Origin of the sequence: Clostridium tagluense (assembly GCF_003865095.1) — a bacterium.
GTDB classification, from domain to species: domain Bacteria; phylum Bacillota; class Clostridia; order Clostridiales; family Clostridiaceae; genus Clostridium_AD; species Clostridium_AD tagluense.
The window spans coordinates 21,853-38,911 of record NZ_BHYK01000015.1; the positions used below are offsets into that span (position 1 = coordinate 21,853).

The 17,059-nt window shown below is 30.3% G+C and carries 15 protein-coding genes; 4 read left to right on the forward strand and 11 right to left on the reverse strand.

Going from position 1 to position 17,059, the window contains the following annotated elements; genetic code table 11:
- Positions 1 to 11: 11 nt before the first annotated feature.
- From Ctaglu_RS13740 to hcp, 10 genes are all read right to left on the reverse strand, one after another.
- A complete protein-coding gene (locus Ctaglu_RS13740) occupies positions 12 to 2,453 on the reverse strand; it encodes a PEP/pyruvate-binding domain-containing protein (RefSeq protein ID WP_125002616.1) in 2,442 nt (813 codons plus the stop codon).
- 197 nt (positions 2,454 to 2,650) lie between these two features.
- Positions 2,651 to 3,985, reverse strand: coding sequence for a CCA tRNA nucleotidyltransferase (locus Ctaglu_RS13745; protein WP_125002618.1), 1,335 nt, complete (start codon positions 3,983 to 3,985; stop codon positions 2,651 to 2,653).
- A 109-nt stretch (positions 3,986 to 4,094) separates the two neighbouring features.
- Positions 4,095 to 4,958 carry a DUF6414 family protein gene (locus tag Ctaglu_RS13750; protein ID WP_125002620.1) on the reverse strand — a complete coding sequence of 288 codons (864 nt, stop codon included), beginning with the start codon at positions 4,956 to 4,958 and terminating at the stop codon, positions 4,095 to 4,097.
- Between the two features lie 90 nt (positions 4,959 to 5,048).
- A complete protein-coding gene (locus Ctaglu_RS13755; RefSeq protein ID WP_125002622.1) occupies positions 5,049 to 6,251 on the reverse strand; it encodes a Y-family DNA polymerase in 1,203 nt (400 codons plus the stop codon).
- Positions 6,252 to 6,383: 132 nt separating this feature from the next.
- Positions 6,384 to 8,093, reverse strand: a complete 1,710-nt coding sequence (gene ptsP / locus Ctaglu_RS13760) for a phosphoenolpyruvate--protein phosphotransferase (RefSeq protein ID WP_125002624.1) — start codon at positions 8,091 to 8,093, stop codon at positions 6,384 to 6,386.
- Positions 8,094 to 8,154: 61 nt separating this feature from the next.
- The gene (locus Ctaglu_RS13765; RefSeq protein ID WP_125002626.1) at positions 8,155 to 8,415 is read right to left on the reverse strand and encodes an HPr family phosphocarrier protein; all 261 of its coding nucleotides are present in this window, start codon (positions 8,413 to 8,415) and stop codon (positions 8,155 to 8,157) included.
- A gap of 13 nt (positions 8,416 to 8,428) precedes the next feature.
- The gene (locus Ctaglu_RS13770) at positions 8,429 to 8,956 is read right to left on the reverse strand and encodes a PTS sugar transporter subunit IIA (RefSeq protein ID WP_233439786.1); all 528 of its coding nucleotides are present in this window, start codon (positions 8,954 to 8,956) and stop codon (positions 8,429 to 8,431) included.
- 248 nt (positions 8,957 to 9,204) lie between these two features.
- Positions 9,205 to 10,041, reverse strand: coding sequence for a PRD domain-containing protein (locus Ctaglu_RS13775; RefSeq protein WP_125002628.1), 837 nt, complete (start codon positions 10,039 to 10,041; stop codon positions 9,205 to 9,207).
- A 416-nt stretch (positions 10,042 to 10,457) separates the two neighbouring features.
- Positions 10,458 to 10,616 carry a polynucleotide phosphorylase gene (locus Ctaglu_RS13780; RefSeq protein ID WP_125002630.1) on the reverse strand — a complete coding sequence of 53 codons (159 nt, stop codon included), beginning with the start codon at positions 10,614 to 10,616 and terminating at the stop codon, positions 10,458 to 10,460.
- Positions 10,617 to 10,731: 115 nt separating this feature from the next.
- Positions 10,732 to 12,375: a hydroxylamine reductase gene (hcp, locus tag Ctaglu_RS13785; protein WP_125002632.1), complete on the reverse strand. Its 1,644-nt coding sequence runs from the start codon at positions 12,373 to 12,375 to the stop codon at positions 10,732 to 10,734.
- A 333-nt stretch (positions 12,376 to 12,708) separates the two neighbouring features.
- On the opposite strand from hcp, the gene Ctaglu_RS13790 reads away from it, so the two are divergent.
- Together Ctaglu_RS13790 and Ctaglu_RS13795 are read left to right on the forward strand one after the other, a co-directional pair.
- Positions 12,709 to 13,245 carry an ECF transporter S component gene (locus Ctaglu_RS13790; protein ID WP_125002634.1) on the forward strand — a complete coding sequence of 179 codons (537 nt, stop codon included), beginning with the start codon at positions 12,709 to 12,711 and terminating at the stop codon, positions 13,243 to 13,245.
- Positions 13,246 to 13,491: 246 nt separating this feature from the next.
- Entirely contained in the window at positions 13,492 to 15,099 is a 1,608-nt protein-coding gene (locus tag Ctaglu_RS13795; protein WP_125002636.1) for a Na/Pi cotransporter family protein, read from the forward strand.
- 37 nt (positions 15,100 to 15,136) lie between these two features.
- Here Ctaglu_RS13795 and Ctaglu_RS13800 read toward each other — a convergent pair whose 3' ends face one another.
- Positions 15,137 to 15,871 carry a lysophospholipid acyltransferase family protein gene (locus Ctaglu_RS13800; protein WP_125002638.1) on the reverse strand — a complete coding sequence of 245 codons (735 nt, stop codon included), beginning with the start codon at positions 15,869 to 15,871 and terminating at the stop codon, positions 15,137 to 15,139.
- A gap of 306 nt (positions 15,872 to 16,177) precedes the next feature.
- Here Ctaglu_RS13800 and Ctaglu_RS13805 point away from each other — a divergent pair, with 306 nt between their 5' ends.
- Together Ctaglu_RS13805 and Ctaglu_RS13810 are read left to right on the forward strand one after the other, a co-directional pair.
- A complete protein-coding gene (locus Ctaglu_RS13805; protein WP_125002641.1) occupies positions 16,178 to 16,669 on the forward strand; it encodes a YtxH domain-containing protein in 492 nt (163 codons plus the stop codon).
- Positions 16,670 to 16,695: 26 nt separating this feature from the next.
- Entirely contained in the window at positions 16,696 to 17,037 is a 342-nt protein-coding gene (locus Ctaglu_RS13810; RefSeq protein WP_125002643.1) for a hypothetical protein, read from the forward strand.
- The last annotated feature ends 22 nt before the right edge of the window (positions 17,038 to 17,059 follow it).

Below are 17,059 nucleotides of genomic sequence, written 5' to 3' on the forward strand. Positions count from 1 at the left end.
AACAATACAAATCACTTTTTTACTACTCTAACTTCACCTACAAACCCATCTAACAAAGCCTCATCTCCATCTTTAAGAATACTCATTGCATTTTTAACATTATATATAACTGGTATATTCATTTCTCTTGCAAGGATTCCTAGATGATCAAAGGGAGAACCAGACTCTACAATGACACCTTTTACATGATTAACTATAGGCTCAAACTCTCCACAACGTGTAAACGGCACTACTAATATACAATTCTCCTCTAGATAAACAGGCATTCCCATTTTGACTTTTGCCTTAACCTTTTTTCTTAATCCTGAAAGCCCCTTTAAAATTACAATGTGTTCCTTAAAATCACTTTCACCTTCTTCATTACTCTCATCTATGCCTTCCATGTTTTGAGCAACCTCTTTTCCAATAGTAGGTGGTGCAAATAACTTTTTCTGATAATTAAAAAGCTGCTTTCTTTCATTTATAATATTGTTAAAATCACTAATGTTTGTTAATCCTTCTTTAATTTCACTTAAAGTAAGAAAATATATATCTTCTTTATGTTGTATTTGCGTACTTCTAGTTAATATCTTTTCAGCCTCTACTAATGCTAAACGTAAATATGATTTTGCCATACGTTCAAAATAATAATGATGGTCATCTCTTGCTAAGTACGCTTTTTCAGCTAAATTGAATTTTTTTAAAAATTCTTCTCCTTTTTCTGTATCTAATGTGCTTAATATACTGGACTTAATTGTGTTTTTATTTTTTAAAGAATTCTCTCTAGAATTTTTGAAATTTTCAATATCAAGATTTAGAAATCCTCTTATATGTCCTATTATTTTAGAAGGTGCTTCCATCAATAGTGGATTAAAATATGCACTGTTAACATCACTATCTAAATAACAAATTCCAAACTGTGCTATATAATCTTCCATTAACTTTTGTAAATTTTCACTTTTCGGAACCTTCTTAAGCCTTGCATACAAAAGCTCATCATAAGGGCAAGCTTTAAACATTTCATTTAAAATTTGATTTGAATTTACCTCACTTGCCATACCAATATAAAGTTCTCTTTCTTTATTTAATATACTAACATTAAACACTAAGTCGTAAAAATCATCTACATTAAAATCACTAATTATATTTTTACAGTATTCCATAAAAGTATTTACATAATCACATCCATGAGTAACTGGCCAATGATTTGAAGCTATAAATTTCATGTATTCTACTGATTTTTCTAAAAATACTAATGCTTCACCTTTCGTTAAATCTCTTGACATATATGTATCTAATTCTTTTTTAAGAAGCAATAATTCTGGCAATACAACATCTTGAAATATGTTCTTATATTCATTATGTAGCTCTTCTAATATTTTTAGAAAGTTTCTCTCTTGCTGCTCTTGATTTACCATTTCTTTATCCCTATAAAAGAAGTAACCATTTTGGACACAATATTCAGTATAAAAATTTTGAAATCCTACAACATAAAACCCCTCATTTAAAGCCTCTCCTTGTATAAAGTTTAATTCATTAATTAGAGGTTCATAGGGCTTGTGACATTCCCTTCTCCAAGTATAACTTCCAGCGTCTTCCTTTTGCCACAGTAATTCAAAATCTTTAATTTTAAAGGTTGTGATAGTTCTTGCTTGAAGTATATAAATTTTATTGTACCTAATAGTCCATTCTATATCCTGGTATTTTCCAAATATTCTTTCTATCTTTAAAGTGATTTCATATAATCTATCTATCATATCCTTAGATGGTTTAAGAAAATTCTCTGGAATTCTTTGCTCTAGTATCTCACCAGTTTTTTTATTGATTTGATAAAAAGCTGAACTTACTTTACCACTAACATACTCATCACATATTCCATTTACAACATTAATGTGCATTACATCTTTATCCATATCAATAGTATCCACTGAAAAGTTAACTCCAGAATATTCTCCTACAACAAATTGCTGGATAATTACACACATTTTTAGATCTTTAAAATTCAAATCATTATTTACGAAATATGCTATAACCCTATCATTAAATAATGAAGCAAAACACTTTTTTATAGAAACTTTAACTTCTTCAAAAGAATTTAAATTTATAAATGAAGAAAACATACCTGCCATACTATATGCATCATTATCTTCACATAAGGCAGAAGATCTCACTACATATTTCCCTCCACCTTCTTCATTTTGTATATTATTGAAAAACCTAAGGAGCTCTACCTCCATCTCAAAAGAAAATTCCCCATTTAATATAAAATTACATATCTCTTCATTATAAGCTAAATAATCTTGAGCATTATAATGAAAATTATTATACTCAAGAAACTTCATAAAAAACTCCGAAGACAATGCAAAACCATTTGGAACTTGCACCCCACTTTTTATTAACTCACCTAATGCACTTGCTTTAGTACCGTATTTCCCTTTGTCAGTTAAACATAAATCTAATAACATTGATAACATATTTAACCCCCCATTTCATTTTGTAATGTTGTTTTTTATGTAAGTTCTTAACATTTATTATACAAATTTACTTATAACTTTACAACCATAATAAAGAAAGCGCCACTCAGCTATTAAAGCCAGGTGCCACTTTTTATCTAATGATCTTAGTAATATGCATCTTTGCATAAACAATGCTGTGTATTTCCATAGCATTTTCACTCCATATATTCATCATAAATCATAGCTAAAAGTTCATCTTTGCTATTTAATTCCGGATTTTCTAATACTTTATCCAAAAGAAATTTAAGCATAGCCCCTATTTCTTTACCTGGTTTAAGAGAAAACTCACTAATTAAATCTTCTCCCTTTACTGCAATATCTTTTATAGATATTGGAACCTTAGATTCTAAAATAGCCAATGTTCTTTCTTCCATTTTATGAATTTCACCTAAACGAATTTCAGGTAAATATGAACCAAGTGCATCTGCTCTTTGCAATGCGAATAGGTCACCTAATAAATCCACACCAACTCTATTTATAAGGCGTTTTACAGAAGCATCTGTTGGTTTTGCAAGTACATTCATATGTTCTTTTACTAAAATCCTGATTTTACATACACTTTGATTGTCAAATTTAAGTCGCTTAAGTATTTGTTCTGATAGTATAGCACCTTTTTTATCATGACCGTAAAAATGACCTATACCATTCTCATCCATAGTAAAACAAAGTGGTTTAGCTATGTCGTGCAGTAATCCTGCTATTCTTAAATTTAATGACCTCGGGCAGTTTTCCACAACAGCTAAACTGTGCTGGAATACATCCTTGTCATGGTGAGGATTTTTCTGATTAAAGCCTACGGTTTTTTGAAGTTCTGGTAGTATAAACTCCAATAGCCTAGTCTCCTCAAGTAACATTAATGCTTTTGTTGAACTATTAGATACCAGCATTTTGCATAGTTCATCGCGAGTTCTTTCACTACTTATATTTAATATAAGATTGGAATTTTCACTTATAGCCTTAAGCGTTTTTTCTTCTATTTCAAAATCTAACCTAGCTGCAAAACGAATTGCTCTAAGCATTCTTAGTGCATCTTCTTGAAACCTTTTATTAGGTTCCCCTACAGCTCTAATCGTTTTATTATTTAAATCTTCTATACCACCAAAATAATCTATAACACCTTGCTGCTCATTAAAAGCCATGGCATTTATTGTGAAATCACGTCTAGCCAAGTCTTGTTTTAAATTTGAAACAAAGATAACTCCCTCAGGTCTTCTATTGTCCAGATATTCACCATCTATTCTGTATGTTGTAACCTCAAATCCTTCACCACTTATCATAACAGTAACAGTGCCGTGTTTTATACCTGTAGGCACTGTTTTATCAAATAGTTTAATGACATCCCCTGTCAGGGCATTAGTGGCTATATCATAGTCTTTAGGCAGCAATGTTCCATTTATAAAATCACGTATGCTTCCCCCCACTATATAAGCTTCATATCCATTACTTTTTAAAGTATCTAAAATCATTTTCACATCATTTGGTATAAACATGATACCTCCGCTTAATATTAGGCTTAATTTATTTTTTTTCGTCAGAAAAAATTTCTTTTACTCTCAACTGTAGAAAGTTGACTTGTTATTCGTTTAAATGTGGTAAATTCTAAATATACATTGCTATAGGTATAATTTCAATTACAGGTTCATTGATTTCTATTTGATTTTTATCATAATCCCTAATTAAATTTGTATTTTTTAGAAATCTATTTTTAAATTCTTGAAAATATTCCTCATCTAAATAATCAAAATATGTGCCGCTGAGCAAACTATTGCTATTGTTTTCATTTTCCTTCGAGATCCTTACCACTTTACCAAGCACAGTGATCTTAGCACCTTCAATATAATCTAAATTATCTGCCATATATTTTATTTCTAAAGGCACTATAAACTTTGTATTGTTAGTGCCTATGCTACTACTAATAAATTTTAAACATTTTTCTCTTTTACAGTTTTCCATATCCTGTTTCAGAATTTTTAAAACTTGGGTCTTAACTTTATTTTCATTACTTTCATCAGCGCTACCTATATTTTCAGGTGAAAAAGCCAATTGCATTTCCATCACTCTTATTATATCTTCTATATACTCTATAACTGGATTTTTATACAATTGACCCGTAAATTGAACAAAATCAAATTCTACTATATTCTTTACATCATTCTCATTATTTATAATTTTTAACATACTTTGATCATTTAATATGTTTTTTAACCTTGATAGTATTGTTATTACAATTGAGACTCTTTCTTCAATCCTCTGGGATGAAAATTCATTAACAAGTTGAACATTTAAGTCACCTTGCATTATTTTACCACAAGTAAGTTCATATAACGGTGTAATTGTACTAATAGTTAATTGCTTTCTAGTGGTTTCACTTTTAATTTCTGCAAACTCTTGTATTACAATGGTATATAGATTATTTATCATATCTCCATTAAGGTATAGTGGTATCAGTGCTCTATTGTCCATGCCTCTTATGCCCTCCACAAAAATAGTACTTCTTACCTATCTTATATTACTTTTTTTATGATTTAGAACAGTAGCTTGGAATAAATTTAGTTATTTTTTTAGAAATACTGATTTCATAACTATATTCTCACCATACTTATGTCTCAGGCTATCCATGGTTTTATCTATGGATCTTTGTTTTTCATCACGGGCATTATCCGTATCAAAAATTGATGTTTGCTTAAAATTATCCTTACATAAATTATTAAGAGAAACTCCTAGTAACCTTATTGGTTCGCCCTTCCATAATTCATCAAAAAGCTTTTTAACAGTTTCAAGTATTTCCTGAGTTGAATCAGTAGCATTGTTTAAAGTCTTACTGCGAGAATAATCATTAAATTCCTGATTTCTTATAGTTACACAAATACAATAAGAGCACTTTTTTACATTTCTTAATCTAGTTGCTGTGTGCTCTACCAATGTTAATAATACTTTATAGGCTTCACCTTTACTATTAATATCCTCCGATAATGTAGTGGAATTGCTTATTCCTTTTAATTCGTATTTATTCCATTTCACCTGCGAATTATCTATACCATTTGCATATTTCCACATAGTACACCCACTACTTTTAAAGTGATATTTTAAAATGGAAGCATCATACTGAGCTAAATCCCCTATAGTAAATATATTTAAATTATTAAGCCTAGGAACAGTCCTCTTTCCAACCATGAATAGTTCTCCTACTTGCAAATTCCACAATTTTTTTTCTATCTCATTTTTAAAAAGTGTATGTATTTTATCAGGCTTTTCAAAATCAGATGCCATCTTAGCTAGAAGCTTAACATCTGATATTCCAATATTCACTGTAAATCCTAATTCTATCTTTATCCTATCCTTAATTTCAGAGGCCAAGGCAAGTGCAGCTTCTTTTGAAGTATTATAACTTGTTACATCTAAAAAGCACTCATCTATAGAGAACTTCTCCACATAAGGTGTATAATCACTAAAAATCTCTCTCATACTCCTACTACATCTTTCATATAAACTAAAGTCAGGTGATATAACTACAAGGTCTCTGCATTTCTTTCTTGCATTAAATAAACTTTCCCCTGTTATTATTCCATTTTTTTTAGCTAACATAGATTTTGCCAGTACTACGCCTCTTCTCGACTGCTCATCCCCGCCTATTACTGAGGCAATTTCTCTTAAATCAACCTCTTCGCCTTGCATAAGTTTATCTGCAGCGCTCCAAGAAAGAAAAGCTGAATTAACATCTATATGAAAAATAAGTTTCTCGTTAAATTTGACCATCTAATCTCATCCTTTATAAAATGAATATTTTATACATACATATATTATATAGAATTTTAAAGCAAAAAAGCAACCTATCTTTAATTAAGAATAGATTGCTTTTTATTATATATTTATACCTTAGTATAAGTCTTATGCTTTAGTACTAACTTTTAGAAATTCTTTTATCTCATCTGAATCCCCAAATGATAATACTGGTACAGAGAGCTTTACGCAGTCTTCGTAATTAGAATTTGTAACGGTTTTCCGCGCTCTTAATATTGAAGAGGCACTCATGCTTAATTCATCTAGTCCAAATCCAAGTAATAAAGGAATAAGTTTTGTGTCTCCGGCCATTTCTCCACACATACCTACCATTATCCCTGCTTTATGTCCATTATCTATTACAGTTTTAATAAGTCTTAAAACCCCTGGATGATAAAAATCATATAAATATGATATTTTCTCATTCATTCTATCTACTGCTGTAGTGTACTGAATTAAATCATTAGTACCTATACTAAAGAAGTCTACCTCTTTAGCTAATATATCTGATATTAATGCCGCTGAAGGTATTTCTATCATAATACCCACTTGAAGGTTCTCATCAAATACTACGCCCTCTGATTTAAGCTCATTTTTGCACTGCTCTAATATTTTTTTAGCCATTCGAAGTTCCTGAAGACAAGATATCATAGGAAACATTATCTTAAGAGTGCCATGAGTAGACGCTCTGAGTAAAGCTCTTAATTGGGTTATAAATATATCTGTTCTATCAAGACAAAGTCTTATAGCTCTATATCCTAAAAATGGATTCATTTCTTCCTTCATAGGTAGATAATCTAATTTCTTATCTCCACCAATATCCAAAGTTCTTATAATAACAGGTTTTCCACCCATCTTTTCAAGAACTGACTTGTAGGTCTCAAATTGTTCTTCCTCAGTTGGAAGAGCAGTTTTTGACATATATAAAAATTCTGTTCTAAATAATCCTATAGCTTCTGCACCATTTTTGAGTACAGATTCTAAGTCTTCTACAGATCCAATATTTGCAGCTAGCTCTACTGCTTTGCCATCTAATGTATTAGATTTCATAGTTGCATATTTAAGTAGCTGATTTTTAGATTCAGTAAATTCAATTTTTTTAGCTTTGTAATCATTTAGAGTTTTCTCGTCAGGATTAATAATAATTAACCCTTCTTCTCCATCTACAATAATTAAATCGCCATCTTTAATCTTACTTATGCTAGCACCAACACCTACAACTGCAGGTAGCTCTAAAGAGCGTGCGATAATGCAAGTATGAGCCGTTTTTCCTCCTATTTCAGTTACTAGTGCCAAGACTTTAGTTTTATCAATCTGTGCTGTATCTGAAGGAGTAAGATCTTTTGCTATTAATATACATTCTTCTTGAATTTCTGCAATTGAGGCTATTTTTATGCCCATTAGTATATTTAGCACTCTTTTACTTACATCTCTAATATCTGCTGCTCGTTCTGTCATATACTTATTTTCCATAAGTTCGAAAATAGCTGCTGTTTCATCCCCTACAGTTTTTAGTGAATATTCCGCATTGAATTTATCACTGGCAATTTTCTTTTGAATAGAACCTATAAATTCTGGATCTTTAAGCATAAACAAATGCGCTTCAAATATTTCTGCTTTTTCACTGCCTAGTTTTTCTTTCACATCTTTGTTTATTTTTTCTAGTTGCATCATTGCTTCTTCCACTGCATTATTAAACCTAGCTATCTCTCGCTCTGAGTCCACAACTTTACTTTCTTTTATTTCTACAACTTCTTCGCTAATAACTAATGCTCTACCTATAGCTATTCCAAAGGATGCACCTATTGCTTTTAACATACATTAATTCCTCCTAGTAGTTCTCTTAGGAAGGTAACAATTATCAATTGCTTTCCTGTTATTATACAAGCCCTTCTTCTATAAGTTTTACCATAGCTACTGCTGCTGCTTCTTCATCATCACCAGTAGTTTTTATTGTTATTTCATCATTTTTAACAGCTGCCATACACATTATAGCTACTATACTTTTCGCATTATACTCATTACCATCTTTTACTATAAGCACTTCTGATTTAAACTTAGAAGCCTCTTTAACTACTGATAATGCTGGTCTTGCATGTATTCCTGTTTCACTTTTAACTATTGCTTTTTTTTCCATCATAATATACGCACCCCTATTTTTTTAATTTTATTATTATTACTTCATTATTTTTATCTACAGTGCCTAGTTTAAATTCTACCGATTCCATTATTTCATTATCTGTAATCACCAATACAGATAAATTGGATTTAGCCTTAGCTTTTATTAAGTCGTTATTAAAAGTTAATAATTTATCTCCAACCTTAACTTGTTGTCCTTTTGAGACAAAAGCTTCGAATCCTTCACCCTTCATTTCCACTGTATCAATACCTATGTGAAGTAATATTTCTATTCCATCTTTACTCTTTAAAACCATAGCATGTTTTGTAGGGAAGACTTGAAGAATTTCGCCATCAACTGGAGCATATAAAATTCCTTCTGTAGATTCAAATCCTATTCCATTACCTAACATTTTTGTAGAAAAAACCTCATCTGGTATTTCTGATATGTCAAAGCATCTTCCCACAACTGGAGATTTTATAATTATACTATTTTCTTCTTTATTTTTTTTGAAAAAACCAAACATTTTTATCATCCTCGCCTTCTCTAAGGTAGATAACAATTGTTATCCTCCTAAAATTACTTTATTATGATATTTTACTTTGAATTTTAACTTATATATAAATATTAGTTTGTGCATTGTTTAGCATTTTAAATACATTTATTAAGAATCTACCCTAGTAGCTTAATATTTACTATTGAAGTATTCTTTAAAAAAAAAGACACAACCTAATAATATGCATGAAAGCATTTTATATGGTTAATGCCTGATCTAATCAGTGACACACCTAATAATATAAACATTATTTTTTAATTTGATTGCTTTAATCTATAGATATGCAATGACATATATCCAATTTCATCTTCACAAACTTCTTTAAAAAGCTTTTTTGATATAAACTTACATACCTTCTTAGAAATTTCAAACTCTTCACTCATTGAAGTTTTAATGGATTCTAACATTACATTTTTTAAAACCTTATCATTTTCTATTCTATCTAGCGCATATCTTAAATGAGACACTAGCCGAGCATACTCCATAGATTTTTGATTAGTGTTTATTCCAAGTATCTCTTGAATATATTCCATTACTTCTTTAATGATTTTAGTATATTTAAGACTTTGAGACACTTCCACATTAGCTCTAGCAGAATGTATATGAAGAGTAATAAAACCGATTTCACTTTCTGGGAGCTCTACATTTAATTTTTCTTTAATAAGTTTTGAACCTTTTTCTGCTATGCTATATTCATCAGGATAAATCGTCTGTATTTCATTCAAAAAAGGATTAACTATATCGATTTCAAGTTCCATTCTTTTCATTGCAAAACTAATATGGTCAGCCAAGCCAACATGTATACGTGAAGTTAACTTTTCTTTTAAAATATCTTCTGCAAGAGAAATTATTTCTTCTGTTACTGCTAGAATTTGACCTTCTACATTCTTAACAATTTCAACATAGTTATCTTTTTCACTATCGTCAATTTTAATAAACTTCTGCTCTATGGTACTCTCTTTAGTTATACGTTCACCAGGTTTTTTACCAAAACCTATGCCTTTACCAAAAAGAACATAGACATTACTATCTTTTTCAGAAACAACAACATTGCTACTAAGAGATTTTAATACTTTATAATCAATATCCATATTAACATTACCTCTTCTATAGTTTAAAATACATTTTGAAATTATTCAAGCGTTTTTTTAAATATATTCTTAAAATTTAAAATATTAACCCTTATTCTGTCGTTTTTTGTTAACTATACTCTTTAAATCACAATTTTCTTCTTTAAATTACCATATTCTCATTTTAACATTGTATAATATAACATAATTATTATTCATAAGGAATTTTTATACATATGAGCTGTTTCACACTTAAACATATTAAATCATCTCCTGCGGAGCTGTAATTAACGACTTCAGAAGGAGCTTTAGACTCCCACGGAAGTTTTCTTTTTGTTGTAGTATGCGACCCCCACTTATAGAAGTGGGAGACTTCCTTCTGAAATGTCGTTAAATCACTAATGTTTACTATAATTTAAATAAAATCCTGACTTTTGTCAGGATTTTATGCTGTGGTCTTTCATCACCATAAGATAATAATCACATTGAAATTCATTATTAAAAGTTCTCTCTAGTTCTTTTAATTTTTCTGTTTCTCCTTGTGATAAATTAGCATATGCTATATTCTTAGAATCTTTTAAGTGCTCTTTATCCATTAAAATCACCTCATAATTATTTTACCCTTAAAAGTTATTCTTATGTAAAATTATTAAGCCATAAAGCTAATTATGAGGGAGCACCCTAAATTAATTAGAGCGCCCCTTAAAATTTTTAAACCATAAACATTTTTATGTCTTCTTCTACAGTTCCTATTCCAGCTATTCCAAAGTTCTCAACTAACACATTAACAACATTTGGAGACAGAAATGCGGGTAATGTTGGTCCTAAGTGGATATTTTTAACGCCTAAGTGTAATAATGCGAGTAGAACTATTACGGCCTTTTGCTCATACCATGCGATATTGTATGTTATTGGTAATTCATTTATATCATCTAGACCAAATACTTCTTGAAGTTTCATTGCTATAACAACTAATGAATATGAATCATTACATTGTCCTGCATCTAGAACTCTAGGAATGCCACCAATATCTCCAAGTTCTAATTTATTGTATCTATATTTTGCACATCCGGCAGTTAAGATAACTGTATCATTTGGTAGTTCTTTTGCAAATTCAGTATAATATTCGCGACCTTTCATTCTTCCATCGCAACCAGCCATTACAAAGAATCTTTTGATTGCTCCTGTTTTAACAGCGTCTACAACTTTATCAGCTAGTGCCAGGACTTGATTATGAGCAAAACCTCCCACTATTTCTCCTCTTTCAATTTCAATTGGTGCACTACATTTTTTAGCATGTTCAATTATAGCTGAAAAATCTTTTGCATTTCCGTCTTTTCTATCTGGTATATGCTTCATACCATCAAATCCAGCTGCTCCTGTAGTATAAACTCTATCCTTATAAGAATTTTTTGGAGGAGTAATACAGTTTGTTGTCATGAGTATTGGACCATTAAAACTTTCAAACTCTGAGTCTTGTTTCCACCATGCATTTCCGTAATTACCTACAAGATTACTATACTTTTTAAAAGCTGGATAATAGTTTGCTGGTAACATTTCGCTATGAGTATATACATCTACTCCGCTTCCCTCTGTTTGCTTTAATAATTCTTCCATATCTTTTAGATCATGTCCACTAATTAATATAGCAGGGTTATTTCGAACTCCGATGTTCACCTTTGAAATTTCAGGATTTCCATAAGTAGTAGTATTAGCTTCATCTAGTAGTGCCATAGCATCTACTCCATATTTACCACACTCTAGTACCAAGGCCACCAATTCATCAACAGATAGACTATCATTGGTGGTTTGTGTAAGCCCCTTTTGCATATATGCATATATATCGTTATTCTCATACCCTAAGTTATATCCGTGTTCAGTATAAGCTGCTATTCCTTTAATACCATAAATTACAAGTTCCCTTAGTGATCTTACATCCTCATTTTCTGTTTTAAGTACTCCAACATTCATAGATTTACTCTCAAACTCTGAAGTATTACCTATCCATGTTGCACATTCAGGCAAATTACCCTCTATTACTCCACCAGCATTTAATAGTTCACTCTTAATTACTTCACGTAATTCTAATGCTTTTGTTATTGTTTCTATAAATCTAGTTTTATCAAAATTTGCATTTGTTATAGTCATAAATAATCCATTTGCTACAAATTTATTTATTTCCTGATTTTCCACTCCTAATTTCCTTGCTCTTGTAGCGTAAATTGATATTCCTTTTAAAACATAAATTAATAAATCCTGCATATTAGCTAAATCATCCGTTTTACCACAGACTCCTCGTGATGTACAACCTGTTCCTTTTGAAGCCTCTTGACATTGATAACAAAACATACCCATTGTAAATTCCTCCTAATATTTTTTCGGAATGACAATAATTTTGTATAATTGTCTTCCATATATTTTAAATTTATTGATTTGAATAATTAATAGATCTATAAACAATTTGATACTTATTTTTGAACTACCTTTAGTATACTTTTATAAAGATGTAAAGTCGGTAACAAATGTTACACAAATATAATTTTTATAATTTATTTATATATGCCCCTGTACATAATAATAAATTCAATATGAATTACTTATAACTATACAAGTCCTAACCCTTCCATTGAATATTATGTATTAATATGGTATTATTATATAAGAATAATAGGAATGGGAGTAAATATCATGAAAAATTTAAACATTAATAAACTAGTAAAAGCTAGCCTCTTTCTTGCCATAGCTATAGTTTTTCAAGTAATAGGAAAAACTGCACCTCAAATAAGCCAATTTTTTGTTGGACCAGCTATTAATGCAGTACTTATACTCACAGCTGCAATTTGCGGAGGTGTTTTTGGAGTATTAGTAGGTTGCTTAACTCCACTACTAGCCTGGTTAACTGGACAACTTCCTAGCGCTTTTGGACCATTTATCCCCTTTATAATTATTGGTAACATATTGTTTATTCTTAGCTTTGTAATTATAAGTAAACGAGGTAAATATGGAAAATACTTAGGAATTATAATTGGTGCTTTTATAAAATATATATTTTTATGGATTTCTGCATCAAAGCTTATCACATTATTCCAGCTAAATATACCTGCAAAAATAGCCAATAAACTTGTAATTGGCATGGGTATACCACAGCTTATAACTGCACTCATTGGAGGAGCTTTTGCATTACTACTAATTGAAATTTTAAGAAAGAGAAAAGTCTACGTATAGACTTTTTTTTCTTAAGGGGCATTTAATTACTTCATTAAGCACATCACATCAGATAGTTTTTAACTGTCACCTCTCTCCCTCTTCAAATTTAACCTAAACTTAACCTTTTGTAATGTTTCTTAAAATATTGTTCAAAGTTGTAAAACAATTAACATAAACTATAAAAAACTTAACGCTAACTTAACATTGCTGTGATAAAATTTCATAGGAAACATGAGAAATATTCTTTTTAAAAGGAGAGTTAATATGGATTATAAAATGATTTTTCAACTTTTAGGTGGTTTAGGACTATTTGTATACGGCATGAAGCTTATGGGGGATGGTCTTCAGAAAGCTGCTGGAGAAAAATTAAAAAGAATGCTGGAAATTCTAACTAGCAATAGATTTTTCGCTGTACTTGTGGGTGCAGGGGTTACTGCAATTATTCAAAGTAGTAGCGCAACTACAGTAATGACTGTGGGTTTTGTAAATGCAGGGCTTATGAATTTATTCCAAGCTGCTGGGGTTATTATGGGAGCAAACATTGGTACTACAATGACAGCTCAACTTATAGCCTTTAAACTTACAGATATAGCACCCTTCATTCTTGCCATAGGTGCCGTTTTAGTTATGTTCTGCAAGAAGAAAAAAACTAGAGATATTGGCGAAATCGTTTTAGGTTTTGGTATATTATTTGTAGGTATGACAATGATGGAAAGTTCTATGAGGCCTTTAAGCGAACTAGATAGCTTTAAAAACCTTATTCTAGTACTCGGGAAACATCCACTCATGGGGGTTCTTGTTGGTCTTGGTATGACAGCAACAGTTCAAAGTAGTAGTGCTACTATTGGAATACTAATGGCTCTTGCTGCAAATAGTAGTATCACACTTGGCGTTGCACTCCCTATACTTTTTGGAGATAACATCGGAACTTGCGCTACTGCTCTCCTTGCAAGTATAGGAACAACTAAGAATGCTAAGAGAGCTGCACTTATACATTTGATTTTTAACGTTACAGGCACAATAATGTTTATGCTAGCTTTCAAACCAGTATTAAAAATTGTTCCAATGTTTGGTGGAGATATTCAAAGACAAATTGCCAACGCACACACATTATTTAATTTAACAAATGTATTTATTCAAGTTTGGTTTATAGGTGTCTTAGTTAAAATTGTTAATAAATTAGTACCTGGAGAGGATGAAAAATCAACTGCTCTAGTACTGGAATACTTAGATGTAAGACTACTCGAAACTCCTTCTATAGCAGTTGGACAAGTTATTAAGGAAGTTAGTAGAATGGGGAAGCTTGCCTCTGAAAATCTTTCTAATGCAATGGGAGCCTTTTTAAATTCCGATGAAAATTTGATGAACTCAGTTAGTGAGCATGAGGTTACCATAAATTATCTTGAAAGAGAAATAACTGGTTATATGGTATCCCTTTCAAATACACCACTATCAGAACATCAATCTGAGATCATTACTTCATTATATCATGTAGTAAATGATATAGAGAGAATCGGAGATCATGCTGATAACTTAGGTGAGCTTGCTAAATTGAAAATGGATAGTAAACTCACTTTTTCAGAAAAAGCAATATCTGATGTTACACATATGTTCGAAACTGTAAAATACTGTGTGGATAATGCCATAGTAGCACTGGAAAATTCTGATTTAGAATCTGCTCACAAAGCCATGGAAGTAGAAGAAAATATAGATGACATGGAAAAACAATTTAAAAGTGATCATATAACTAGATTAAATAATCTTGAATGCACGCCAGCTGGTGGCTCTGTTTATCTTGAGCTATTAACTAATCTTGAAAGAGTTGGAGATCATTCAAATAATATTGCACAAATGGTGGTTAATTCCAAATAAATTTAGAATAGAAAAAAGAGTAGGAAATTAGTTTAAACTAAATCTTACTCTTTTTTAATTTACATATATTGTTTAATTCTTCTTCTATTATATTCTGTACATATTCTCCTAAATTCTGCTGCTCCTCTTTACTTAATGAATTAAGATAAATAGGTTTATGTATAACCATACTTATTTTGTTTCCCATTACTTTTCTGCCTACTTCCAAAACATTATAAGTTCCATCTATGGTTATTGGTACTATACAAGCTCTAGACTTTGTTGCCAGTTTCATACTCCCTTTTTTAAATGAATTCATTTTAGATTTTAGACTTCTTGTGCCTTCCGGAAAAATCATCATAGAATATCCCTGGTTTATCTTTTCCACACCTTCTTGAATAGTTTTAATTGATTCTCTAGGACTTTGCCTATTTATATAAATTGATCCTATTGCTTTTAACCAACTACTAACCAAGGGTATTTTTTTTATCTCTTTCTTAGCAACAAACCCAAAAGGCTTATTAATATGAGCAAGCAATGCAAACCCATCAAAAATAGCTTGGTGATTTGCTATAAAAACACAATTCTCCACTGGTATATTTTCAGTACCACTAACTTTCATACTAGTCTTAGTTACCCTCAAAACAAATTTTGCAATATTTTGCAATGCTTTATATGCAAGTATTTCAGCATCATTAGGTGATTTTTTTTGTATATATTTTATTTTAATTAAGCTAAGAGATGAAATACACAAATATATGGAAAAATATAAATACCATAATAATTTTATCATAAATTCCCCCCTAGTAATTTGTTCAATTATCATCAGATTCTATGGACACTAAACTGCTAAAAGCAAACTACTTATACTTACTAGTTTATTTTTCAAAACCACTTATACACAAATATATCTTTTGTATTCTATCAAATATAACAAAAAATTGATATAACTTTGTAATAATTTATGCTTAGCAGTGTATTTTTTTTACATTTAGGTTACATTTCTGTTACATTTTTCTTTATAGATTGACAAAAACTAGATAAAGTATATTATTATAATATGGTATAAAGTTTTCTATCCTTAAAGGAGGCAACAATTATGATACTTACAAAATGGTATGAAAAAAAGAAAAAAGAAAAACAAAGAAAATTAAGAATTCAAACTGCAAAGAAAATACTTATTGGAACTGCAGCTGGTAGTGTAAGTGGTTTATTAGGTGGTCTACTTTTTTCCCCTAAATCTGGTAAAGAAAATAGAGAAGATATTGCGAGCTCTACAAAAGAGATTACAAACAATATTAAAGAAAAAACTATAGAACTTAAAGGAACTATTAATGATAATGTAACAGATGCTAAAGTCAAAATCAAACAAAAAAGTACAGAACTTAAGGACGCTATAAACAATAAAGTTTGTGATGCTAAAGATAATGTAACAGACGCTAAAGTTAAAGTTTCTCAATATCTAAATGAAAAAAAGACAGCAAACGCAGTTTTTGAAACAGCGGATAAACTAACTTCTACTGACAATGAAGACTTAAATTCCATTTTAGGACAAACCGATCTAGTTGAAAAAGATACTAAAAATAACTAAAATTTTAAAGAATAGTGGTGCTATTAATGTATGTTGACTTTTTTAAATTAGGACAAGGCCTATTAATTTTTCTTGGTATAATCATTTTAATTATACTGATAATAGGACTTCTAAAACTTATTAAAACTATATCAAGCGTAAATTTAATCATCAAGAACAATGAAGGTAGTATTGGTGAAATATTAGAATTTCTACCAAAAACCTTTAAAAATTTATATGAAGTAACTGACAATATAAAAGATGTTACTGAGGTAGTAGTGCAGACAACTGCCACTGCTCTTGGAGCAACCGAATCTATTGAAAAATATTTAGTATACGTAGTAGATATTTTAACTATTATAAAAAAAATATTTTCAAATAAAAAGTAGGAGTTTTACTCCTACTTTTTTT